Source organism: Dermatobacter hominis (assembly GCF_020715685.1).
Classification (GTDB): Bacteria; Actinomycetota; Acidimicrobiia; order Acidimicrobiales; family Microtrichaceae; genus Dermatobacter; species Dermatobacter hominis.
In genome coordinates this window covers 4,497,501-4,519,866 of record NZ_CP085840.1, presented here as the reverse complement: position 1 = coordinate 4,519,866, position 22,366 = coordinate 4,497,501, and the positions used below count along the sequence as shown (strand labels likewise).

Here is a 22,366-nt window from a genome sequence, read left to right as displayed (position 1 = left end):
GATGAGCGAACCGGGACCGCCGCCGGACGAGGGCCAGGACCCGACGACGCCGACGCCACCGGTCCCACCGGGGTCCGGCGGACCGTTCGCGTCGCCCCCGTACGGCGCACCGCCGCCCCCGGGCCACGGCGCACCCCCTCAACCCGGCCAGCCGCAGTACGGCCAGCCCCAGTTCGGCCAGCCAGAGTTCGGCCAGCCGCAGTTCGGCCAGCCCCAGTACGGCGCCCCGCCCCCTCCGGGCTACGGACCGCCGCCGGGCGGCGGGTTCCAGCCGCCGGCCTCCCCGTACCAGTACGGCGTCGGGCTGCCGTCGAACGCCCTCCTGGCGTCGCCGGGGAAGCGCATCGGCGGGTGGCTGATCGACTGGGTCATCCTCGTGGTGGGCCTCGTGGTCGTGTGGATCATCGCCGGCGTCACGATCGCCGGGTCGAGCACGAGCCAGGTCAACGAGTTCGGCCTGGTCGAGGACGAGATGACCGGCGGTGGCGTCGTGGCGATGCTCCTCGCCTACGCCCTCACGCTCCTCGTGCCGATCCTCTACCAGATCGCCTTCGTGGCGCTGAAGGGCCAGACGCCCGGCGCCATGCTCGTCAAGGTCAAGGTCGTGCGGCTGGCCGACGGCCAGATCCCCGGCTGGGGCTCCGCGACCCTGCGCTGGCTCCCGCAACTCGCCGGCATCGCCTGCTCCCTGATCACGCTCGGCCTCTACATCTGGGGCCTCGTGAACCTGTTCAACAACGACCTGCGCCAGACGCCGTTCGACCTGGCCGCAAAGACCGTCGTCATCGACGCCGCCTGAGCGCCGGGCCACCTTCTCCGTTCCCACCATCCAGCCGGAGGCACACCATGAGCGATCCGAACTACCCACCGCCGCCCCCGGGCGGTGGTGCCCCGCCCCCACCGCCTCCTCCCGGCGGCACGCCACCGCCGCCCGGTGGCGGGTTCACGCCGGCGGGTCCACCGCCCGCGCAGCCGCCGCCCCCCGGTGGGTACGGCGGAGGCGGCGGCTTCACGCCCCCGCCGGCGCAGCCCTACGGCGGTGGCGGCGGCCAGATGCCGCAGCTCGACGTCGGCGCCTCGATCTCCTACGGCTGGAAGAAGTTCCAGGAGAACGCCGGTCCGCTGGTCATCCTGATGCTGATCGTGTTCGGCGCCACGCTGGTGGTGAGCCTGCTGGGCCAGCTCGTCCTCATCCCGGCCATCAACGACAACGGCAGTGCGGGCGCGATCATCAGCCTGGTCGGCTTCTCGCTGGTCTTCGTGCTCCAGTTCGTGGTGGCGTTCTTCCTGCAGGCCGGCGTCTACCGGGCCGGCCTCGGTGTCACCCGTGGCGTGAAGCCCGAGGTGTCGATGCTGACCGAGACGAACAACATGGGCAGCTTCGCCCTGACGGTCATCCTGGTCGGCCTCGGCGCCTTCGTCGGCTTCATCCTCTGCGTGATCCCCGGCATCATCTGGCTGATCTTCACGGCGTACGCGCCGATCATCGCCCTGGACAAGGGCGTCGGCCCGGGTGATGCGATCCGCCAGAGCATCGACTGGGTCAAGGACAACTTCGGCAAGGTCTTCCTGATCCTGCTCGTGTCGTACCTCGTGTACTACGTCGGCATCGTCCTCTGCTGCGTCGGCGTCCTGGCCACGGGGCCGATCGCCCTCATCGCGGTCATCTACTCGTACCGGGCGCTCAACCAGGAGCCGGTCGTCCCCTGATCGGGGCCGACCGGGGCTGAGCACCCCGAGACGCAGGACGAGGGGGCCCCCGGGGCCCCCTCGTCGCGTCCGGACGTCGGCTGCCGGCCTCGGGACGCTCCCGGCGCGGCCCGCTCGAAGGCCGACGGGAGGCTCAGATGTCGTGCAGCACGTGCAGCGAGCGCAGCCGCCGCTCGATGTGGCCCTCGAGCGCGGAGGTGGCGATCCCCTCGACCTCGTGGGTCACCGCGCCCTCGGGCAGCGACAGCGCGACGTTGAGGCCGCCGCCGAGCACGGCGCGCGAGACGGCCAGCGCCTCGTCGGAGACCGAACGGCCACCGCCGCAGGACCGGCACCGCACACCGCCGGCCTCGATCGCCAGCGCGAGCTCGCCGTCCTCCTCGCCGCAGCCGACGCAGGCGTCGAGCTCGGGAGCAACGCCCTCGACCGCCAGCAGCTTGAGGAAGAAGGCACCGGCGACGAGGGGCGGGTTGCGCTCATCGATCGTCCGCAGACCGCCGACCAGCATGTCGTGCAGCCGGGGGCTGGGTTCGCGGTCCTGGGCGAGCTGCTCGACGGCCTCGAGCAGCGACGCCGCCCGGCCGAGCCGCGACAGGTCCTCGCGCGTGTGGCGGAACGACTCGACGGTCTCGGCCTGCGTGACGATGTCGAGCTCGCCGCGACCCTCGTGGAGCTGCAGCGACACGTACGAGCCGGGCTCCAGCCGTGACCCGAACTTGGAGCCGGTGCGGCGCACGCCCTTGGCGACGGCCCGGACCTTGCCGGTCGCCCGCGTCATGAGCACGACGATCCGGTCGGCCTCACCCAGCTTGTGGGTGCGCAGCACGACGGCGACGTCGCGGTAGAGGCTCACCGGCCGTCCGGCCCGCTCGGTGGGTCGGGGCGACGGCCCCGGTCAGGAGCCGTCGGCATCGCTCAACCCGCCGAAGCGGCGGTCGCGGCGCTGGTACTCGTCGATCGCGGCGTACAGGTCGCCGCGGCGGAAGTCGGGCCACAGCACGTCGGTGAACACCAGCTCGGAGTAGGCCAGCTCCCAGAGCAGGAAGTTGGAGATGCGGTACTCGCCGGACGTGCGGACCATGAGCTCGGGGTCGGGCATCGTCGGGTCGTACAGGTGCTGGCGGATCGTCTTCTCGTCGATCTTGTCGGGCTTGATCCCCGAGGCCGCGATCTGCCGCACCGCGTCGACCAGCTCGGCGCGGCCGCCGTAGTTGAACGCCATCGACAGCGTCATCGCCGTGTTGTCCCGCGTCATCTCCTCGGTCTCGACGATGCGCTTGAGGACCCGCTTGGGGACCCGCCAGTCGCGCCGGCCGAGGAACTGCACCTTGACGCCCTTGGCGTCGAGCTCGTCGCGGCGGGTCATGAGCAGCCGCTCGTTGAAGCCCATGAGGAACCGGACCTCGTCGACGGGCCGCTTCCAGTTCTCGGTCGAGAACGCGTAGACGGTGATGTAGCGGATCCCGGCGTCGAGGGCGCCCCAGACCGTGTCGAGCAGCGCCTCCTCGCCGGCGGCGTGCCCGTCGGTCCGGGGCAGGCCGCGGCGCTGGGCCCAACGGCCGTTGCCGTCCATCACGAGGGCCACGTGGACCGGCATCCGCTTCTTGTCGAGTGCGCTCAGCTCCACTTCCCGCACGCTACCTCCGCCCACCGGACCGATCAGTAGCCCAGCCGCTCGAGCGAGCCGGGACGGGACTGCCAGTCCTTGTCGACCTTCACGAACAGCTCCAGGTAGGCGCCCTCGGGGAGCTGGCGGCGCACCCGGGTGCCGACCTCCTTGAGGACCGAGCCGCCCTTGCCGATGACCATCCCCTTCTGCGACTCCCGCTCCACGAGGATCTCGACGCGGATGTGGGGCCACTCGAACTGGGTCGTGCGGGTGGCGATCGAGTGCGGGAGCTCGTCGTGGGTGACCGCGAGCAGCTGCTCCCGCACGAGCTCCGCGACCCGGAACCCCTCGCCCAGGTCGGTGACCTCACCGTCCATGTACCACTTGGGGCCCGGCGGCAGGAGCGACCGCAGGTGCTCGACCAGCGCGTCGACGCCCTCGCCGGTCCGGGCCGAGACCGGGAAGTACGACGCCAGGTCGAACTCGGCCGCCAACGCCAGCTGCTCGCCGATCCGCTCGGCGTTCGCCCGGTCGCACTTGTTGAGCACGACGACGGCGTCGCCCGGCACCCGCTCGGCGATGTAGCGGTCGCCGGGGCCGATGCGCTGGGTGGCGTCGAAGAGGATGCACACGATGTCGACGCCGGCGAGCGCGTCGGTGGCCGACTCGTTGAGCCGCTCCCCCATCAGCGTCCGGGGCTTGTGGATGCCGGGCGTGTCGACGAAGACGATCTGCGTCTCGTCGTCGGTGAGGACGCCGCGGATCTGGTGGCGGGTGGTCTGCGGCTTGTCGGAGACGATCGACACCTTCTCGCCGAGGATCCGGTTGAGCAGCGTGGACTTGCCCACGTTGGGCCGGCCGACGAGCGTCACGAACCCCGAGCGGAAGCCGGGCTCGTCGGACCCCTCGAGGTCGCGGTCGGCGCTCACGCGTCCTCGTCCACGGCGACGGGGTGGGTGCGCTCGACCCGGACCCGGCTCACACGGCGGCCGTCGACGCGGTCGACGGTGATCCGGCAGCCGTCGAGCTCGACGACATCGCCGGGCGCCGGGACCCGGCCGAGCGTGCCGAACACCAGGCCGCCGACGGAGTCCCACGTGCCCTCGGGCAGCTCCAGGTCCAGGCGCTCGTTGAGGTCGCCGACGTTGAGGGTGGCGTTGACGAGGTAGACGTCGTCGCCGACCGGCTCGACCTCGACCTCCTCCTGGTCGAACTCGTCGTGGATCTCGCCCACGAGCTCCTCGAGCAGGTCCTCGAGCGTGACCAGCCCGGCGTTGCCGCCGTACTCGTCGACCGCCACGGCGATGTGGGTCTTGCGGGCCTGCATCTCGGTCAGCAGCTCGGCGACGCGCTTGGTCTCGGGCACGAACAGCACAGGTCGGGCGACCTCGGTGACGCAGCGGTCGCCGCCGCCGGTGCGCTCGGCCTCGAACGCGTCCTTGGCGTACACCATGCCCAGCACGTCGTCGGAGCTCTCGCCGTAGACCGGGAAGCGGCTGCGGCCCGTCTCGATCGACAGCTCGACGGCGTCGCGGACCGTCGCGTCGGCGCCGATCGACACCACGTCGGGCCGCGGGATCATGATCTCACGAACGACGGTGTCGCCGAAGTCGATGATCGACTCGATCAGATCCCGCTCGGACTCCTCGATCACCGCGGCCTCGGCGGCCTCCTCGGCGAGGGCGAGGATCTCCTCCTCGGTGACGAACGGGCCCTTCTTCAGCCCCTTTCCCGGCAGGACGACGTTGGCCACGCCGATGAGGCTGCGCGCCGGCCAGCGCAGGACGCGGCCGATCAGCTCGACGAGCGGCGCGGTCATCAGCGCGGCGCGGTCGGTGTGCTGCAGCGCCCAGGTCTTGGGCGCGGCCTCGGCGAGGGTGAACAGCACGACGACGTTGAGCACGATGCCGATCGCGACGCCGAGCGGGCCGAACAGCCGGCCGGCGAGCACACCGACGAGGGCGGCCTGCACGGTCTGCACGATGTTCACCGCCAGGTACGTGGCGTTGAGGTCTCGCTCCAGGTTCTCGACGATGCGCTGGACCCGCTTGCCCCGCTTGGGATCCGACTCGGCGAGCGACGCGGCGCGGGCCCGGGTCATGCGGGTGATCGACGTCTCGGCGACGGCCAGCACCACGGCGAAGCCGACCAGCACGATCACGACCGCGAGCAGGACGAGGTCCGTCCCGGTCACGACGTCACCTCCTCGGACGACCACGGGTCCCGGACCGGTGTCCGGTCGAGCGCCGCCATCAGCTCACGCTCCCTCGACCACATGCGGTCCCGCTCGTCGTCGGTGGCGTGGTCCCAGCCGCACAGGTGCAGGCCGCCGTGCACGACCAGCAGGGCGAGCTCGCTGTCGAGGTCGCCGGCGTGCTCGGCCGCCTGCGATGACGCGACCTCGGGGCAGACCACGACGTCACCGACGATCCAGTCAGGTGGTTCGCCGTCGATGCCGTCGAGAGGGAACGAGAGCACGTCGGTCGGGCCGGTGCCGCCGAGGTGCTCGGCCTTGAGCTCGGCGATCGCCTCGGCCGCGACGAGCTGCAGCGACGCCTCGGCGTCGGCGTCCACGCCCTCGGCCGACAGGACGTCGGCCAGCAGGTCGGCGAGCGCGTCGAGGTCGACGGGCAGGGCCGCCGCGGCGGCTGGATCCCGGTCGTCCCGCCGGGCGACGGCGGGACGATCGTCGGAGGTGGTCACTGGTCCTGGCCGGTCCTCAGGTGCCGCGCTCGGCGTAGGCGTCGACGATGTCGGCGACGATCCGGTGGCGAACGACGTCCTTGCCCGTGAGGTGCACGAACGCGAGGTCGTCGATCCCCTCGAGGATGCGTTGGAGGTCGAGCAGGCCCGATCGACCTCCGGGCACGTCGACCTGGGTGACGTCACCGGTGATGACCGCCTTGGACCCGAAGCCCAGGCGGGTGAGGAACATCTTCATCTGCTCGGGCGAGGTGTTCTGCGCCTCGTCGAGGATGATGAAGCTGTTGTTGAGCGTGCGGCCCCGCATGAACGCGAGCGGCGCCACCTCGACGGTGCCGCGCTCGAGCAGCTTCTGCGCCGCCTCGGGCCCGACCATGTCGTGGAGGGCGTCGTAGAGGGGGCGGAGGTACGGGTCGACCTTGGCCATGAGGTCGCCGGGCAGGAAGCCGAGCCGCTCGCCGGCCTCGACCGCGGGGCGGGTGAGGACGATGCGCTCGACGTCCTTGCGCTGCAGGGCCTGCACCGCCATGGCCACCGCCAGCCACGACTTGCCGGTGCCGGCCGGGCCGATGCCGAACGTGACGATGTTGCCGGCGATGGTGTCGACGTAGCGCTTCTGGCCGCTGGTCCGGGGCCGCACGCGACCGCCTCGGTGCGTGCGGAGCAGCTCGTGGGTGAAGACCTCGGACGGCCGCTCGTCGGCGCGGACCATGTCGATGGTGCGGCGCACGTCGTCGTCGCCGATCCGCTGGCCCTGCTCGAGCACGAGCACCAGCTCCTGGAAGACGCGGCCGACGTGCTCGGCCTCCTGCCCCGTCACCGAGATCTCGTTGCCGCGCACGCTGATCACGGTCTGCGGGAAGGCGTCCTCGACCACGTCGAGCAACTCGTCGCGCGGACCGAGGAGGTCCGTCATCAGGTGGTTGCCCGTGACGTGGACGATCGTCGGTCGATCGGTGGTCGTCGTGCGAGCAGGTTCCATGGGAGGGCACAGTGTACTTGTGGCCCCCACCGAGGATCAGGGCAGTAACGGTGCCGAGCCCGACCCCCAGGGTCCGGGGATCGACGCCGAGGCCGCCGACCTGCGGATCGAGCTCGAGATCGAGGCCCGGCGCCGCGAGCGCTGGATCCGCCACCGCCTGACCGAGGAGGCCACCCTCACCGGTGCCCTCGCCGCTGCGCTCGGCCGCGACGTCGCCGTCCAGGTCGTCACCGGCGACCGGGTGTCGGGGAACCTCGTCGTCGTCGGCTCGGACGTGATCGAGGTCCGGCGGCGCCACGGCGTGACGTGGGTGTCGATCGAGGCCGTCACCGCGCTCGAGGTCGGCGAGGCCCTGCCCGCCGCCGGTCCCCCGGTCGACGGCGCGTCGATGGTCGAGGTGCTCTGCGACCTGGTCGAGGACCGCACCGAGGTGGTCCTGACGCTCGCGGGCGGGACCGCCGTGCGCGGCGAGGTCCTGGCCGTGGGCCCGGTCGCCACGATCGACACCGGTCCCGGCGGCCGCACGACCTACGTGCCCGTGGCCGCGGTCGTGTCGGTCACCCGGCCCGGCTGACGCCTCGCCGGGCGGGCGCGACCTGCACCTCCGGCCCGCCCGTCGAGGACGATCCGGCGGTCAGACGGCCGGGTTCACGATCAGGTCGTCGACCGACACCACGATCGGGGCGTTGGTCGCCGAGCCCGAGAGGTAGTGGTGCACGCCGACGCCGCCCGGCGCCTGCAGCGCGGCGGTGGTGTCGGTGGTCTGGATCTGCCAGGTCGACGGCTCGGCCTCGGTGCCGAACCAGACCCGGCCCTGCAGCGTGGTGGTCCCGTTGCCGACGGCCCGGAACCGCAGGTGCACCGGAGTGCCCGCCGTGTAGCGGAAGCCACCGGCGACCGTCTGGCTGAGCAGCACGGTCTCGGTGCCGTTCACGACCCGCATGAGCTCGCGGTAGGTGGCCGTGGCGGCGAGGCGGACCCGCAGCCGGTACTCGGTGGTGCCGACCTTGCGGACGACGAGCGAGGCGTAGCTGCCGTTGCCGACCGGGGTCTTGTCGACCAGCAGGTCGACGCGGGCCTCGACGTCGCGGGCCGCCACGGACGCGAGCGTGGCCGAGCGGCTCTGGCTCGCGGCCGGCGTGGTGATGCGGCCGAGCCCGCCGTTGACGGCGTAGTTGGCCGCCGTGCTGGCGACCGTCCAGGCGCCGCCGACCTGGGCGCTGCCGAAGCCGTTGGCGACCGTCCGGGTGAAGTCGTCGGCGGCGACCACGTCGGTGGCCGGCGCGGTCACCACCACGTTCTGCGCGGTGTTGCCGGCCGCTCCGTCGTCGTCGAGCACGGTCAGCGTGACCGGGTAGGTCCCGCTCGCGGCGTAGGTCTTGGACGTCGTCGCGCCGGTGCCCGTCGTGCCGTCGCCGAAGTTCCAGGCGTACGAGGCGATCGTGCCGTCGGTGTCGGTGGAGCCACGTCCGTCGAGCGCCACCGTCAGGCCGGTGACCGCAGCGGTGAACGACGCGGTCGGCGCCACGTTCTCGGGCGGGGGCGGCGGCGGAGGGGGCGGCGTCGCCGAGGTGGTGACGACCAGCTCGGGCCGCAGCCCGCTCGTCGCTTCACGCGAGTTGAGCAGCGAGTACGTCAGCGAGGTGGTGGCCTGGCGCACGCAGAACGCGACGCGGGTCGCGCCCTCGGCCTTCCGTGCCGCGACCCACGAGGTCACGTCGATCTCGTGCCACGCGTTGGTGGTGCTGGTGACGTCGAAGGTGCCGAGTACCGCGTCGGTCGCCGGCCGGGTGTTCCACGTCATCGTGGCGCCGGACCAGTTCGTCGAGGGCACGCCGAGCACCTGGCTCGGCCGCGACGGCGCCGTCACCAGACGGCCGTTGAGGCGGAGCTTGGCCTGGGTGACGGTGCCGGTGACGGCCCCGAGGTCCATCGCCAGGTACGACAGGAACTGGTAGTTGGCGCCCGACTCGTACTTGAGCGGCAGGACGTTGGAGAAGCCGTAGCTCGTCGTGGCGTAGGACCCGCCCCGGACGTAGGTGTCGTCGGCGACGGGGATCGTGACCGTCGACGGCACGACCGGGCCGGTGCTGGTGCGGAACGGACCGGTCACCTCGTAGGTGACGCCGGTGGTGCCGTCGCTGCCGCGCTGGGAGGAGAAGTAGAGCCGGGTGCCGTCGGGGCTGAACGCCGGGCCGGTGACCTCGGAGCTCGAGTGGCCGACGATGCGCACCACGGCGGCCACCTGGCTGACGCCGTTGACCTTGGCGATCGTGCAGAGCTCCATGTTCCCGCCGTCCTCGGCGACGTAGACGTCGCCGGACAGCGGGTGGACGGTCACGTTGTCGACGGCGTCGAGGTCGCCCGGCATCGTGTTGCAGTCGTGCAGGACGGTGAGGGTGCTGGTTGCCGGGACGAGCTCCCACACCCGCTTGTCGCCCTTGGTGGTGAAGAACACCGAGCCGCCGGCGGCGAAGATGCCCTCGCCGCCGTTGAACGCCGTCGTGGTCGCCTGTCGGTCGGGACCGCTCGTCGAGGTCGGCACCCACGTCACCGTCGATCCCGACACCGACGCGGCGTACAGCTGGCCGGCGGAGAGGTCGCCGGGGTTGGTCGGCACGAACCGGTAGAGGCGGCCGTTGGGGTCGTCCTCGGTGAGGAAGAGGCTGCCGGTGCCGACGTCGACGGCGACGGCCTCGTGGTTGAAGGAGCCGAGCGCCGGACGGACCGTGCCCTGTCCCGCCTGCTGGGGGTTGCACTCCCAGACCTGGCCCGTCGCGCCCTTCTCCTCGCAGCTCAGCCACGTCCCCCACGGGGTCGGCCCGCCGGCGCAGTTGATCGAGGTGCCGCCGAGGATCCGGTAGGCGTTCGAGACCGATCCGTCGGTGGCGAACCGCACGGCGGACGCGCCGCCCGCGGCGCCGCCGACCTCGGAGTTGGAGACGTAGATCCACCCGCCGCCGTTGGCGGGGAAGCAGGCACCGCCGTCGGGTGCGCCGTGCCAGGAGTAGGAGGTGCCGGCGACGTTGGCACCGGTGGTGCCGACGATGCGGCTGGTGAACCCGGCGGGCAGCTGGAGCCCGTTGGCGTCGGCGGCTTGCAGCGCGCCGTACGGTCCGGGCCCCGCCACGGCGGCGAACGCAGGACGCGCCGGCGCCACGAGCGCGGCGCCAGCAGCGACCAGACCGGACGTCACCAGGAACGTGCGCCGGTCCATGCTCTCCGACATGGCTGTCCCTCCCTGACGAGCGGGCCATGCCGCGGCCATGCGGCGAGTTCCCAGCTCGAATGCACCTCTGACGCTACGACCCTGCCGGCGGCGCGGACAAGAGAAGAGGTGCCCAGTCCGCCGTCGCCCAGGAGGGCCCGTCGACCCGTTCGGCAGGCGCTCGGTCAGACGTCGGCCGCGTCCTCGACCGACGCCGCGTCGAGCGCGCCGTCGGGGTCACCGCCGTCGAGGGAGCCGGGGACGATGCGGCAGCGTTCGATGAACTCCGCGACCTCCGACTCCTTGAGCCGGATCACCCGCCCGAAGCGGTAGGCCGGCAACTGCCCGTCGTCGATGAACCGGTACAGCGTCCGCGGGGTCACCCCCAGCCGCTTCGCCGTCTCCGCCGTGTTGAGCCATTCGATGTCCGCCGTGCTCACTTGAGTGACGGTACGCGGACCCTCCGACATCGGCAACTAGTACCACTTCGACGCGGTTCGACGTACCGCACGACGTTGAACTGCGTTCAGTGCTGTTGGTGATGTTTCAATGCTCTTGACTTCCTTCCCGCTCCTCCCGTAACACTCTGAGCAGCCCTCGGGGAGGGGGCGTCCGGCTCGCCGGGCAGGAGGAGGGGAGGGCGGGTGACATCCGTGCTGGGGAGAGCTGCGTCGACCGGGCGCGCCGAACGGGCCCGTGGCCTGCCGAGCGGACGGGCGCTCGTCGGTTCGGCACTCGTGGTCGTCGCAGCCGCCGGGGTGCTCGCCGCACACCGTGCCGCCGCCGCGCCGCCGACGACCAGGGTCGTCGTGGTGACCAGGGACGTGCCGGCCGGGACGGTCCTCGACGCCGCCGACCTGGGGACGGTGGCCGTGGACCTCCCGGCCGGTGCGACATCGGTCGCCGGCGACGACGCACAGGACGTCGTCGGCGCCGTGGCCCGCCACGACCTCCACGAGATGGACCTGCTGCGCCCTTCCGACACCGGCCGGGCCGAGGACGAACCCGCCCCGGGATCGGTGGTCGTCCCCGTCGAGGTGGAGCGGTCCCGCGCGCTCACGGGGACCGTGCGCACCGGCAGTCGCGTCGACGTCCTCGCCACCGATCCCGACGGGGCCGGCACACGTGTGCTGGCGACCGACGTCCTCGTCGTCGCGGTCGACGACGAGGACGACGGCCTGGGGGCGGGCGACGGCGTCCGGTTCCGGCTGGCGCTCGCCGATGCCACCGCCGCCACCTCGGTGGTCGACGCCTCGGTGCGCTCGCAGCTGACCCTGGTGCTCCCCGACCAGCGCCCGACCGACGGAGCCGACCGTGGGTGACCGCTTCGTGGTGGTCGGGCTCGCACGGTCGCGTGCCCGGTGGTCCGGGGAGCTGACCCGGTGGGCGAACGCCGCGGTCGCACCGGTCGACTTCGTGAAGTGCCTGACCCCCGAGGAGGCCCGGGCGGTGCTCGGGGCGGGGAGGACGGTGTCCGCGCTGCTCGTCGACGACGACCTCCCCCGCTTCGACCGCGACCTGGTCGCCGACGCGGATCGGGCCGGTGTGCCCACGGTCCTCATCGGCCGCACGGGTGGGCGCGACTGGGAGGCGCTCGGCTGCGCGACGCGGCTCGACCCGGACTTCGGTCGCGACGAGCTCGTCGACGTCCTCGACCGCTTCGCCCGGCGCGTCGCCAGGGATGCGGGCCCGCGCCCGTCGCGGGTGGACCTCGAGGACGGCCCCGAGCGCGGCGCGCTCGTCGGCGTGATCGGGGCTGGCGGCGTCGGCACCTCCACCGTCGCCATGGCGCTGGCCCAGGCGTGGGCGTCCGACGGGACGGACACGGTGCTGGTCGACGGGTGTCGCCGTGCCGACCAGGCCATGTTCCACGACGTCGGCGACGTCATCCCGGGCTTCCCGGAGCTCGTCGACCTCCACCGGTCCGACGAACCCGACCCCGCGGAGATCCGCAGCATCGAGTTCCCGACCGCCCGTGGCTACCGGCTGGTGCTCGGCCTCCGACGTCCACGCGACTGGGCCGGGCTCCGACCCAGGTCGGTCGCGGCCGCGTTCAACGGCCTCCGCCGGACCCACGAGGCGGTGGTCGTCGACCTCGAGGCGGACCTGGAGGACGAGTCGCAGACCGGCTCGGTCGACGTCGAGGACCGGCACGCCGCGGCGCTCGCCGTCGCCAGGGACGGCGACGCCGTCGTCGTGGTCGGTCGGTCGGACATGAAGGGCGTCCACGACACGGTCCGGCTCGTCCACGACCTCGTCCGCTGCGGCACGCCGAACGAGCGCATCGCCGTCGTGGTGAACCACGCCCCCCGGTCGGCGCCCGTCCGGTCGAGGCTGGCGAGGACCGTCCGGTCGCTCACCGGCGACGAACCTGGCGCCGTCGCCTTCGTCCGCCACCTGCGCGGGGCCGACGCGCTCCACCACGACGTCGCGCTGCTGCCGGAGGCGGCCGGGACCGACGTGCTCCGGGCGGTACGAGCCGTGCTCGGTCAGGGCCCGGATCCGGGGCGCGAGCCGGTCCGGATCCGGGTCGGTGAGCTCGGGACGGACCTGGTGCTCGACGACGACGGGAGTCGGCGGTGAGCACCAGCGTGCGCGACGACCAGCTCTCGCCCCTCCAGGAGATCGAGCGCGACGTCCAGCTCCGGGCCAACGCGCTCGCGCTCGACGTCGACACCCCCGACGGCGAGTCACGCCTGCTCGGGCTCATCCACGACGCAGTCGGCCAGTGGTCCGACGACCACTCGAGGGGCCAGCGACCGTACGAGCTCCCGGACCCGCAAGGGGTCACCGCCCGGGCGTTCCGCAACCTGGCGCGGTACGGACCGCTGACGGAGCTGCTGGCCGACGACGACGTGTGGGAGATCATGGTCAACGCTCCCGACGAGATCTTCGTGAAGCGGCACTCGGGCGGGAACCGGTTCCACCACGAGGTGTTCCACGACGACGAGCACGTGGCGCGGACGCTGACGAAGCTGCTCGACGACTCGTCCACCTCGCACCGGAAGCTCGACCCGGTCGAAGGGCTCCAGGACGCGCAGCTCGACGACGGCGCCCGCCTGCACATCGTCCACGGCGACCTCAGCCGCGGCGGCCACCTCATGGTCAACATCCGCAAGTTCACGGGCGTGGCGCTGTCGAGCCTCGACGAGCTCGTCGAGCGGGGGTCGCTGACCGCCGAGGCCGCCCGGTTCCTCGCCGCTGCCGTGCGGGCCCGGCTCAGCATCGTGTTCGCCGGGGCGCCCGGCGCAGGCAAGACCACGCTGCTGTCCTGCTGCGCGGCGGAGCTCGACCCGTCGCTCCGGGTCGTGATCGCCGAGGAGGTGTTCGAGGCCGACGTCGACGTGGCCAACGTCGCCAGCATGCAGACCCGCCCGCCGCGCACCGACCGGCCCGCCATCGACCTGCGCCGCCTCGTGTCGGGCTTCCTGCGCATGGCGCCCGACGTGGCGATCGTCGGCGAGGTGCGCGACCGGGAGGCCCTGCCGCTGCTGCTCACGCTGTCGTCGGGCGTCACCGGCTACACGACGATCCATGCGGGCTCGGCCCGACAGGGCCTGACCCGGCTCCGCTTCCTCGCCCAGCTGTCGGACGCGTCGAAGGACCTGCCGCTGAGCGCGCTCAACAACCTCGTCAGCGACTCCGTCGACCTCGTCGTCCACACCGACCGAGGTCCGGACGGCCCGAGGGTGAGCGGCATCATCGCTGTCGAGGACCTGGTCGCCGGGCCCGAGGCCGTCCAGTTCACCGTGACCGACGTGTTCGCCCGGGACGGCGGCGACGGACGTCTCGCGTGGTCCGGTGTCGTCCCCGTCCGCGCTGCCGAGCGCATGTCGGCACGCGGCACGGACCTGCGTGCGCTGCTCGAGGACCGTTCGTGAGCTCGATCCTGTTCGCCGCCATCGCCGCGGTCGGCACGTCCCTGCTCGTCATGCCCCGGCCGACGCGATCCGACGCCGGGCCGCGGCCGACCCCGGGTGAAGCCCTCGCGGCGCAGCGGGACCGCGCCGAGCTCGCGCTGCAGCGCGCCGGCCTCGACGGCGTGAGCCCCCTGCAGTTCGGCGGCACCGTGCTGGCGGTGGCCGTCGCCGCCACCTTCGCCGCGACCCTCGTCGTCGGGCCGGGCGTGGGCGCGCTGGTGATCGGTGCCCTGGCCGGCGCCGCGCCGATCGCGATGTGGCGGTCCCGCCGGACTGCAGCCCGCCGCGCCGCCCAGGAGCACTGGCCGCGGCTGATCGAGGAGCTCAGGGTCCTCACCGGCCCCATGGGCCGTCCCATCCCGCAGGCCCTGCTCGAGGTCGGGTCCCGTGGCCCGGTCGAGCTGCGACCCGCCTTCGCCGCCGCCCAGCGCGAGTGGAACCTCACGACCGACTTCGAGCGGACGGTCACCGTGCTGAAGGACCGGCTGGCCGACCCGACCGCGGACGCGACGTGCGAGACGCTCCTCGTCGTGCACGAGGTCGGTGGCGACCTCGACGCCCGCCTCAGCGCACTGGCCGAGGACCGGCGCCGCGACCTCCACGACCGCAAGGACGCGCAGGCGAAGCTGGCCGGCGCCCGCACCGCTCGGCTCTTCGTCGTGCTGGTGCCGATCGGCATGGCGATCGCCGGCACGAACGTCGGCGCCGGGCGGGCGGCGTACCGCAGCGGGACGGGGCAGGTGCTGGTCGTCCTCGGCATCGCCCTGGTCGTCGCGTGCTGGGTCTGGGGGGCCCGGCTCATGCGGCTCCCGGTCGAGGAGCGGGTGTTCGACCGATGAGCGTCGTGGAGCTCGTCCTCCTCGTCCTGCTCGGCGCCGGGCTCGCGGTCGTGCTCGGCGAGCTGCGCTGGTTCCGCCGGCGCCCGCTCGCCCACCGGCTGCGGCCCTACTCCCCCGCCGGCCCCGCGACCCCGGCGCCGACGCCCTCCTCGCCGGCGGCGGTGCTCCTCCCCCTCGTCGACCAGGCGCTCGACCGCGCCGCATCCGCGCTCGGCATCGGCGACGACCTCGGCACGCGACTCGCCCGCGCCGACGTCGGGACCGACCCGGCGGCGTTCCGCATCCGCCAGGTGGTCCACGGCCTGATCGGCCTCGCGGCCGGTGCGGCCCTGGCGCTGGCGCTCCGCCCCGGTGGGGTCCTGGCGGCCGTCCTCGTCGTCGGGCTCCCGGTGCTCTGCGTGCTGGCCGACGAGCAGCGGCTGTCGAACCGGATCGCCCAGCGCTCGCACGTGCTGCAGCTCGAGCTCCCGGTCGTGGCCGAGCAGCTGGGGATCCTGATCGACGCCGGATCCTCGCTGCCCGCTGCGCTGGCGCGGATCGCCGACCGGGGCCGGGGCGCCGCGGCGGCCGACCTGCGGCGTGTCGTGCTGCGGATCCGCCGCGGCGCGTCCGAGGCCGAGGCCCTGGCCGAGTGGGCGGACCGCACCGATGTCGGTGCCGTGCGACGACTGGTGGCCGTGCTCTCGCTGCACCGGGAGGCGGGCGACCTCGGACGGCTGATCTCGGCCGAGGCACGGGCGATCAGGGCCGAGACGCACCGCGAGCTCGTCGAGCGCATCGAGCGCCGCAGCCAGCTCGTGTGGATCCCGGTGACCGTCGCGACGCTCGTCCCCGGCCTGCTGTTCCTCGCCGTGCCGTTCGTGAGCGCGCTCGCGCAGGTCACCGGCGCATGACCTCGACCACCGGCATCCCCGCCGGTCCGACCCCGCCGGGAGGCGACCATGACCACCACCACCCGCCGCCGTCCAGGCACGACCCGGCCGCGACGTCGTCGCGACGAGATCGCCGAGGGCGTCATCTCCACCGCGATCGCCGTGCTCATCGTGGCGTTCCTCGGCATCGCCCTCTGGAAGGGCTTCGACGTCATGATGAACAGCGCGACCGAGAAGACCCAGCATCAGGTCGAGCAGATCGGCGGTTGAGCGAGCGGGGCTCTGGCCTGCTCGGCACGCTGTTCGGGGTCGCGGCCGTGATCGTGGCGATCGGGTTCTGCGCCAACGTCTGCCTCGGGCTGTGGACGAGGTCCACCGTCGAGGCGGTCGCGCAGGACGCGGCGCGGGACCTCGCCGCCACGCCGGCCGGCGAGCTCGACGCAGCGCGGGTCGAGACCGTCCTGTCGCGAGCGCGGGCGCGCCTCGGCCCGACCGGCGCCGAGACCGACCTGCGGCTCGAACGGCTCGACGACCGGGTCGCCGTCCGCGTCCGCCACCCCGGCGTGTCGCTCATGCCCCGACTCGTCGCCGGACCGTCCGTCGGCGCACTCGACGAGCTGGTGGTGGTCGGACGCGAGGACCAGCCGTGAGGCCCCGGTGGAAGAGGGACCGGGGCGAACGGGGCGCCGTCGCGGGGCTCGAGGGCGTCATGCTCGGCGTCCTCGTGCTGGTGACCGGCACGCTGCTGGTCATCAACGCCTGGTCGGTCCTCCAGGCACGGCGGACCTTGGACGGCGCGGCCAGGGAGTACCTCCGCGCCTACACCCAGGCCGACGAGCCGTCGGGGGCGGACGCGGCGGGCCGGCGGGCGCTCCTCGACGTGCTCGGCGGCGAGCGGGGGACGGTCGACGGCGTGACCGTCGAGGCACCCGACCCGTCGACCTTCGGCCCGTGCGCCACCGCGACCGTCACGCTGTCGATCGTGGTGCCCGCTGCCCGCCTGCCGTTCGTCGGACCGGTCGCGTCCACCACCGTCGCGGTGACCCACACCGAGCTCGTCGACGCCCACCGCGAGGTCCGATCGGGACCCTCCTACGACGTGGAGCGGACGGCCTGTGCCGAGTGAACGTGCGACTGCGGCAGTGCTCGCGCCGGCGATGGCACTCGTGCTGATCGTCCTGGCCGCCATCGCCCTTGACCTCACCGCGGTCGCCGGCTCGCAGCGATCGGCCGAGCGCGTCCTGGCCGCGGCCGCTGACGACGCCGCCGGCATGCTCGACGGCCGCGCGCACCAGGCGGACGGATCGGTCCGCGTCGACCGCCGGGCCGCGGAACGAGTGGTCCGCGCCCGCGTCGACGCCGCGGACCTGGCAGGGCAGGTCCGCGACCTCCAGATCCAGGTGACCGACTCGACGGTCGACGTCACCGCCCGGGTCGAATCGCCCCACCTCTTCCTCCGTGCCGTGCCCGGGATGGGCGACGTGGCGTTGTCGGCCCCCATCCACGTCCGAGCACGGCTCCGAACCGATGGGGGGTAGCGCGATGGACGAGATCGAGACGCTGGAGCCCGACGAGCTGCACGGCGGCCGAGGGCGGATCTCCCGCCGGACCGACGGCCCGGTCGAACTGGTCGTGAAGACGGCCACCGGCGGCGACCGAGCAGCACTCCGCCGAGAGGCCGAGGTGCTCCGTGCGGTCGGCGGTGCCGAGGTGGTCCAGGTCGTCGACCTCCACGACGGACTCGAGCAGACGGAACTCGTGCTGCGGGACACCGGTGGTCCGTCGCTCGGCGCGGCGCTCGCCGACGAGGGCACGTCGTCCGCCACCGCGCTGCAGCTGCTGGCGAGCGCATGCGACACCGTCGCCCGCCTGCACGGTCGGGGGTGGGCCCACGGGCGGATCACGACGGACCACGTCCTCCTGACGAGGCGTGGTCGGATGCGCCTGTGCTCGTTGCGCGCGGCCACGCCGGTCGAGTCCGATCCGGACGCGGCGCGGGCCGATCGCGCCGCCCTCCTCCGGATGGTCGACGACTGGACCCGAGCACCGGCCGGTCCGGGCCGCGATCCCCGCCTCGGTGCTCGACTGCGGGCCGAGGTGCTGGCCCGACGCACCCACCGGCTTCCCGATGATCCCGACCCGAGGGTGCTCGCCCGGATCCTCCGGCGCACGGGGCGGGCGAGCGGCCCACCGATGCGCACGATGGTGTGGGCACTGCCGATCATCGTGTCCATCCCGCTGGTCCTCCTCGTCGCAGGGTCGCTGCGCAGCGCGGTCGACGAGCCCCGGGCCACCGCCGCGCCGACGACCACGGCGACCACCGTCCGGCCATCCACCTCCACGACGGCGACCGCATCCAGCTCGGCCGCGCCGACGACGTCGGTCGCCGCGGCGACGACCGTGGCCACGCCCGTCACCACGAGCGCGCCGTCCACGGCCCCGGCGGCCCTCACCACCGACGGGAACACGGTGACGGTCGACGGCCGCAGGTACCGCGTCGGCGAGGACGGCGACATCGTGGCCGTGTCCGACTGGGACTGCGACGGGATCGCCACCCCGGCCGTGCTGCGACCCTCGACCGGCACGGTGCACGTGTTCGACGGGTGGGCCACGCCGGGCGCGACGGCGACCGCCACCGAGGTCGGCCGGGTGGACGGCGCCGTCTCGATCGCGTCCCCGGACGGGCCCTGCGGGCCACCGGTCGTCACGACGGCGGACGGAGCGGCGCGTGTGGTGAGCATCCCCGGAGCCCGACCGTGAGCGCTCGGGCTGCGGTGGGACGCCTGCTCCTGTGGCTCGGCGCCGAGCTCGCCGGCGTGGCCGCGCTCTCGTGGCTGGTCCGCCCCACCGTCGGTCGTGAGCCCCTCGACGTCGCGGCGTGGATCGGGCGATGGCTCGCGCTGGCGCTGCTCGCCTCCCTGCTGCTGGTCACCGTCGCCCAGCTGCTCGCGCTGGCGATGGGCGTGGTCGCCGGGACGGGCGGTGTCGGCGCCCGGCTCGCACGTGCGTCGGCGCGACTGGGACCGCGCGGCCTCGCGGGGCTGGCCGCGGCAGCCACCGTCGTGTCCGGCGCGTCGTCCTGCGCACCTGCCATGGCGAGGGCGGCTCGGCACGACGTCGTCGCCCGGGAACCCGTCGTCATGGTCCTGGAGGCACCGCCGGGGAGCGGCTCGGTCCCCCCGGGCCAGTCCGGGTCGGTCGTGACGATGGAGATCGACCCCGAGCCATCGCCGCTCGCGGACCCGGCGCCCTTCACTGATCCGGCCCCGGTGCCGGCACCGCCGCGGACGGTCGAGGTCCTGCGGGGCGACAGCCTCTGGTCGATCGCCGAGCGATCGCTGTCGGACTCGCTCGGTCGGGCGCCGAGCGACGCCGAGACGACGACCTACTGGCGGATCGTCGTCGAGCTCAACCGGACGCGGCTGGTGGACCCCGACGATCCGAGCCGGATCTACGCGGGTCAACGCATCGTGCTCCCATGACCGCGAGGGGTCGATGTCCTGCGAGCGCCGCGTAGGATCGGCGCCGTGACCGCTCTCGTCGCCATCACGCTGGTCGTGGCCGCCGCCGCTGCCTTCCGCTCCACCTGGTCGCCCTGCGGGCTGTCGATGCTGTCGACCGTCACGCCGATCGCCGAGGCCGGACGGGGCCACCGCTACCGGTGGACCGCGTCGTGGTTCTTCATGGGCGCGCTCATCGGCGGCGCCACCACCGGTGCGGTCGCCGCCGCGCTGGCCGCAGGCGTGGGTGCGCTCGAGCTCTCCACCACCGCCACCTACGCGATCGCCGCTGCGGCCGCCGTGCTGGCCGCCGGCCTCGACGGCCGCCTGCTCGGCCCGCCGATCCCCCACCACCGCCGCCAGGTCAACGAGGACTGGCTGGGCGCGTACCGCGCCTGGGCCTACGGCGCCGGGTTCGGCTGGCAGATCGGCACCGGCGTGGCCACCTACATCATGACGGCGGGCGTCTACCTGGTGATCGTCCTCGCCGCCCTGACCGGCAGCCCGCTGACGGCGCTGCTGCTCTGCGTCGCCTTCGGCGCCTTCCGCGGCTCGATGGTCGTGCTCGGCGCCACGCTGACGTCGGCCGACAGGCTCCGCGTCTTCCACGAGCGCTTCGAGGCGGCCCGCGAGCCGGTCCGCCGGGCCGTCATCGTCGTCGAGGTCCTCGCGGCCGTCGCCCTCGGGCTCGCGGGCGGCACCGGCTCGGTGCTGACAGCGGTCGCGGCCGCCGTCGTGGTCGTCGCCGCCGGCGCGGTCCGGGGCGCGCTGCACGGCCCGGCACCGGTCGCCGATGCGTGCTCGGTCGTCGACCGCACGCCGGTCGAGACCACCGCCTGATCCGTTCGGCGCCGAGCTCGCGGCCTGGCCGGCCGATTTCTGAGGCGCGGATCGCGACAAGGGTTGTCGCTGTGCACCCCTATATCCCGGTGGGGGGGGTCAGGGGAGGCGGAGGGGGGCCTCGCCGCGGCGGGCCTGCTTGTCCCGGTACATCGACGAGTCGCTGCGGTCGATGACCGACACCAGCTCGTCGTCGTCCATCGCGACGGCCACGCCGAGCGACATGCCGACGTCCACCATCCGACCGCTCGCCAGCACCTGGCCCTCGGTCGCCTCGCGCACCCGGGTCGCCATGGCCTCGACGTCCTCGAGCGGCAGGCCCGGGCAGGCGACCACGAACTCGTCGCCGCCGAGCCGGCCGACGAAGTCGCCACCGCGCACCGCGCCGGCCAGGCGGCCGGCGACCGCGACCAGCACGGCGTCGCCGATGGCGTGGCCGTAGACGTCGTTGATGCCCTTGAACCCGTCGAGGTCCACGAAGAGCACCGCCACCGGGTACTCCCCGCCCACCGCGAGGCCCATCAGCCGGCGCTCGAACGAGCGCCGGTTCAGCGAGCCGGTCAGGTGGTCGATGGTGGCGTCGTGGTTCAGGCTGCGGTCGTACTGCGCCCGCTCGAACGCCAGGGCGGCGAGCGACGTGATGCGCTGCATCACCGTCGCGTCGTACGGGGTCGGTTCGCCGAGCCGCGGCACGGGCAGCACGACGACGCCCAACACCGACTCGCGGCTGTGGGACAGCACTGGGCAGATCCAGCGCTCGGCATCGGCGCGGATCTCCTCGGACAGCGACTCCCGCACCTGCTGCAGCAGCGCGTGCGGGTCGGCGCCGACGAGGGCGGCCGGGTCGCCGTCGACCGTCGTGCGCCCGTCGTAGGAGTGCACGAGGCAGACCGACTGCATGAGGAAGTGCGCGCGCACCACGTCGATGACCGCGTCGAGCGTGGCGTTGAGGTGGTCGCCGTGGCCGAGCAGCTGCAGCACCCGGTCGAGCGCGTGGCGCTCCTCACCCGGGCGGGCGGTCACCACCATGTGGCCGTCGAGGTCGACGACCCGACCGGCCACGAGCACCGGCCGCCACGACCCGTCCTGGGCCTTGATGCGGACGAGCAGCTCGACGGTGCGGGCGGCGGTGGGTCGGGCGAGCGTCTCCTCGGGGTCGTCGAGCACCGGCTCGACGACCGAGATCACCATGGCGAAGTCGTCGGGGTGGACCAGGTCGAGGGCGTTGGCACCGACCAGCGCGCCGTCGGCCCAGCCGAGCACCGACTCGGTGGCGCCGCTGGCCCACAGGACGTCGAGCGAACGGTCGAAGAGCAGGACGCCGGTGGAGAAGCGCTCCCCGAGCGCGGCGAGGGCGGTGCCGATGAGCTCATCGGGAGCAGCGGCGTCGGAGGTGGCGGTCACCCTCGAACCATCGGCCCCGCGGCCGGGACGGTTGAAAAAACACTTCGCGTCATGTCTGATCGGACGCCGGCCCGGCTGTCGGGTCGGATCGGCCCGATCGGGCGCCACGGCGGGGCGCAGCCGCAGCGCGGCGACGGCATGGGGCGGACGGCCCGGTCGAGAAGGGTCCGGTCGGCGTGGGCCGTGCGACCCGGTCGCCCTGGCTCGGGGACGCCCGGACGGCGGCACTCGCCGGGCCGGTCAGGCCGGGCGGCAGGTCACTTGGGGATGACGTTGACGACCGTCCCGTTGGGGACGTTGTCGTAGATCCACTTGGCGTCCGCGTCGGCCATGCGGATGCAGCCGTGCGAGACGGGCCGCACGCCGAGCGGCGTCGACAGCGGCGTGGAGCCGCGGCGCGGGATGCCGTGGAAGCCGATGCCGCCGTTGAAGCGCGTCATCCACTGCATGGAGACCCGCGAGTCCGACGCGGAGGTCGTCCAGGCCGAGCGGCTGTAGACGCGGAAGCTGCCGAGCGGGGTCCGGCCGCCGGCGCCGCTCGAGATCGGGATCTCGCGGAGGAGGCCGCCGTTGACGTCGTAGACGAAGGCCCGCTGCAGCTTGATCGAGACGTCGATCTTGCCGACGGCCACCGCCGGCGGCGGGGCCTCGCACGCGAACAGGAACGGCAGGGTGGCGAGCACCACCATGATCCCCAGCTTCTTCGTCCTGGTCACTCCGCTGTCCTTCCCTCGGGTCGAGACCCGCCTGAGCGCCGTTCGACGCCGAGCCAGTGTGCC

Annotated in this window: 25 protein-coding genes; 15 read left to right on the top strand and 10 right to left on the bottom strand. The window is 73.4% G+C overall.

Annotation, left to right across the window (positions count from 1 at the left end; all coding sequences use genetic code 11):
- Position 1 precedes the first annotated feature (1 nt).
- Both LH044_RS21100 and LH044_RS21095 read left to right on the top strand, forming a co-directional pair.
- Positions 2-799: an RDD family protein gene (locus LH044_RS21100; RefSeq protein ID WP_227757613.1), complete on the top strand. Its 798-nt coding sequence runs from the start codon at positions 2-4 to the stop codon at positions 797-799.
- Between the two features lie 254 nt (positions 800-1,053).
- On the top strand, positions 1,054-1,710 hold the full coding sequence (locus tag LH044_RS21095) for a YciC family protein (RefSeq protein ID WP_227757612.1): 657 nt from the start codon (positions 1,054-1,056) through the stop codon (positions 1,708-1,710).
- A gap of 133 nt (positions 1,711-1,843) precedes the next feature.
- Here LH044_RS21095 and recO read toward each other — a convergent pair whose 3' ends face one another.
- The 6 genes from recO to LH044_RS21065 are packed head-to-tail and all read right to left on the bottom strand — an operon-like array spanning position 1,844 to position 7,004.
- Positions 1,844-2,563 carry a DNA repair protein RecO gene (gene recO, locus LH044_RS21090; RefSeq protein ID WP_227757611.1) on the bottom strand — a complete coding sequence of 240 codons (720 nt, stop codon included), beginning with the start codon at positions 2,561-2,563 and terminating at the stop codon, positions 1,844-1,846.
- 42 nt (positions 2,564-2,605) lie between these two features.
- Positions 2,606-3,337 carry a polyprenyl diphosphate synthase gene (gene uppS / locus LH044_RS21085; protein ID WP_227757610.1) on the bottom strand — a complete coding sequence of 244 codons (732 nt, stop codon included), beginning with the start codon at positions 3,335-3,337 and terminating at the stop codon, positions 2,606-2,608.
- A 32-nt stretch (positions 3,338-3,369) separates the two neighbouring features.
- Positions 3,370-4,248: a GTPase Era gene (era, locus tag LH044_RS21080; RefSeq protein ID WP_255626081.1), complete on the bottom strand. Its 879-nt coding sequence runs from the start codon at positions 4,246-4,248 to the stop codon at positions 3,370-3,372.
- Positions 4,245-5,513 (bottom strand): hemolysin family protein, encoded by a 1,269-nt coding sequence (locus LH044_RS21075; protein ID WP_227757609.1) that lies wholly within the window; start codon positions 5,511-5,513, stop codon positions 4,245-4,247. Before LH044_RS21075 ends, era begins: the two co-directional genes overlap by 4 nt.
- The gene (gene ybeY / locus LH044_RS21070) at positions 5,510-6,022 is read right to left on the bottom strand and encodes an rRNA maturation RNase YbeY (protein WP_227757608.1); all 513 of its coding nucleotides are present in this window, start codon (positions 6,020-6,022) and stop codon (positions 5,510-5,512) included. Before ybeY ends, LH044_RS21075 begins: the two co-directional genes overlap by 4 nt.
- Before the next feature lie 16 nt (positions 6,023-6,038).
- The gene (locus LH044_RS21065) at positions 6,039-7,004 is read right to left on the bottom strand and encodes a PhoH family protein (RefSeq protein WP_227757607.1); all 966 of its coding nucleotides are present in this window, start codon (positions 7,002-7,004) and stop codon (positions 6,039-6,041) included.
- A gap of 19 nt (positions 7,005-7,023) precedes the next feature.
- On the opposite strand from LH044_RS21065, the gene LH044_RS21060 reads away from it, so the two are divergent.
- Positions 7,024-7,578, top strand: a complete 555-nt coding sequence (locus LH044_RS21060) for a hypothetical protein (protein ID WP_227757606.1) — start codon at positions 7,024-7,026, stop codon at positions 7,576-7,578.
- Between the two features lie 60 nt (positions 7,579-7,638).
- On the opposite strand, the gene LH044_RS21055 is transcribed toward LH044_RS21060, so the two are convergent.
- Both LH044_RS21055 and LH044_RS21050 read right to left on the bottom strand, forming a co-directional pair.
- Positions 7,639-10,233: a CBM96 family carbohydrate-binding protein gene (locus LH044_RS21055; RefSeq protein WP_227757605.1), complete on the bottom strand. Its 2,595-nt coding sequence runs from the start codon at positions 10,231-10,233 to the stop codon at positions 7,639-7,641.
- A gap of 164 nt (positions 10,234-10,397) precedes the next feature.
- Positions 10,398-10,652, bottom strand: coding sequence for a helix-turn-helix domain-containing protein (locus LH044_RS21050; protein ID WP_227757604.1), 255 nt, complete (start codon positions 10,650-10,652; stop codon positions 10,398-10,400).
- 297 nt (positions 10,653-10,949) lie between these two features.
- On the opposite strand from LH044_RS21050, the gene LH044_RS21045 reads away from it, so the two are divergent.
- Genes LH044_RS21045 through LH044_RS20990 form a run of 12 tightly spaced genes read left to right on the top strand, consistent with a single transcriptional unit; the run spans position 10,950 to position 20,183 of the window.
- Complete coding sequence (locus LH044_RS21045; protein WP_227757603.1) at positions 10,950-11,534, top strand: SAF domain-containing protein; 585 nt, start codon at positions 10,950-10,952, stop codon at positions 11,532-11,534.
- Positions 11,527-12,795 carry a CpaE/TadZ family protein gene (locus LH044_RS21040; RefSeq protein ID WP_227757602.1) on the top strand — a complete coding sequence of 423 codons (1,269 nt, stop codon included), beginning with the start codon at positions 11,527-11,529 and terminating at the stop codon, positions 12,793-12,795. Before LH044_RS21045 ends, LH044_RS21040 begins: the two co-directional genes overlap by 8 nt.
- Positions 12,792-14,093, top strand: a complete 1,302-nt coding sequence (locus LH044_RS21035; RefSeq protein ID WP_227757601.1) for a TadA family conjugal transfer-associated ATPase — start codon at positions 12,792-12,794, stop codon at positions 14,091-14,093. The genes LH044_RS21040 and LH044_RS21035 overlap by 4 nt, the downstream gene beginning before the upstream one ends.
- Positions 14,090-14,971 carry a type II secretion system F family protein gene (locus tag LH044_RS21030; RefSeq protein WP_227757600.1) on the top strand — a complete coding sequence of 294 codons (882 nt, stop codon included), beginning with the start codon at positions 14,090-14,092 and terminating at the stop codon, positions 14,969-14,971. Before LH044_RS21035 ends, LH044_RS21030 begins: the two co-directional genes overlap by 4 nt.
- Positions 14,968-15,864: a type II secretion system F family protein gene (locus LH044_RS21025; protein ID WP_227757599.1), complete on the top strand. Its 897-nt coding sequence runs from the start codon at positions 14,968-14,970 to the stop codon at positions 15,862-15,864. The genes LH044_RS21030 and LH044_RS21025 overlap by 4 nt, the downstream gene beginning before the upstream one ends.
- A gap of 48 nt (positions 15,865-15,912) precedes the next feature.
- The gene (locus LH044_RS21020; protein ID WP_227757598.1) at positions 15,913-16,113 is read left to right on the top strand and encodes a hypothetical protein; all 201 of its coding nucleotides are present in this window, start codon (positions 15,913-15,915) and stop codon (positions 16,111-16,113) included.
- On the top strand, positions 16,110-16,493 hold the full coding sequence (locus LH044_RS21015; protein ID WP_227757597.1) for a hypothetical protein: 384 nt from the start codon (positions 16,110-16,112) through the stop codon (positions 16,491-16,493). The genes LH044_RS21020 and LH044_RS21015 overlap by 4 nt, the downstream gene beginning before the upstream one ends.
- A complete protein-coding gene (locus tag LH044_RS21010; protein ID WP_227757596.1) occupies positions 16,490-16,969 on the top strand; it encodes a hypothetical protein in 480 nt (159 codons plus the stop codon). Before LH044_RS21015 ends, LH044_RS21010 begins: the two co-directional genes overlap by 4 nt.
- A gap of 31 nt (positions 16,970-17,000) precedes the next feature.
- Complete coding sequence (locus tag LH044_RS21005) at positions 17,001-17,381, top strand: hypothetical protein (protein ID WP_227757595.1); 381 nt, start codon at positions 17,001-17,003, stop codon at positions 17,379-17,381.
- A 4-nt stretch (positions 17,382-17,385) separates the two neighbouring features.
- Entirely contained in the window at positions 17,386-18,603 is a 1,218-nt protein-coding gene (locus LH044_RS21000; RefSeq protein WP_227757594.1) for a serine/threonine-protein kinase, read from the top strand.
- The gene (locus LH044_RS20995) at positions 18,600-19,325 is read left to right on the top strand and encodes a LysM peptidoglycan-binding domain-containing protein (protein WP_227757593.1); all 726 of its coding nucleotides are present in this window, start codon (positions 18,600-18,602) and stop codon (positions 19,323-19,325) included. The genes LH044_RS21000 and LH044_RS20995 overlap by 4 nt, the downstream gene beginning before the upstream one ends.
- Positions 19,326-19,370: 45 nt before the next feature.
- Positions 19,371-20,183: a hypothetical protein gene (locus LH044_RS20990; protein ID WP_227757592.1), complete on the top strand. Its 813-nt coding sequence runs from the start codon at positions 19,371-19,373 to the stop codon at positions 20,181-20,183.
- Positions 20,184-20,282: 99 nt separating this feature from the next.
- On the opposite strand, the gene LH044_RS20985 is transcribed toward LH044_RS20990, so the two are convergent.
- Together LH044_RS20985 and LH044_RS20980 are read right to left on the bottom strand one after the other, a co-directional pair.
- Positions 20,283-21,587, bottom strand: a complete 1,305-nt coding sequence (locus LH044_RS20985) for a GGDEF domain-containing protein (protein ID WP_227757591.1) — start codon at positions 21,585-21,587, stop codon at positions 20,283-20,285.
- 257 nt (positions 21,588-21,844) lie between these two features.
- Positions 21,845-22,303: a L,D-transpeptidase gene (locus LH044_RS20980; RefSeq protein ID WP_227757590.1), complete on the bottom strand. Its 459-nt coding sequence runs from the start codon at positions 22,301-22,303 to the stop codon at positions 21,845-21,847.
- Positions 22,304-22,366 lie beyond the last annotated feature (63 nt).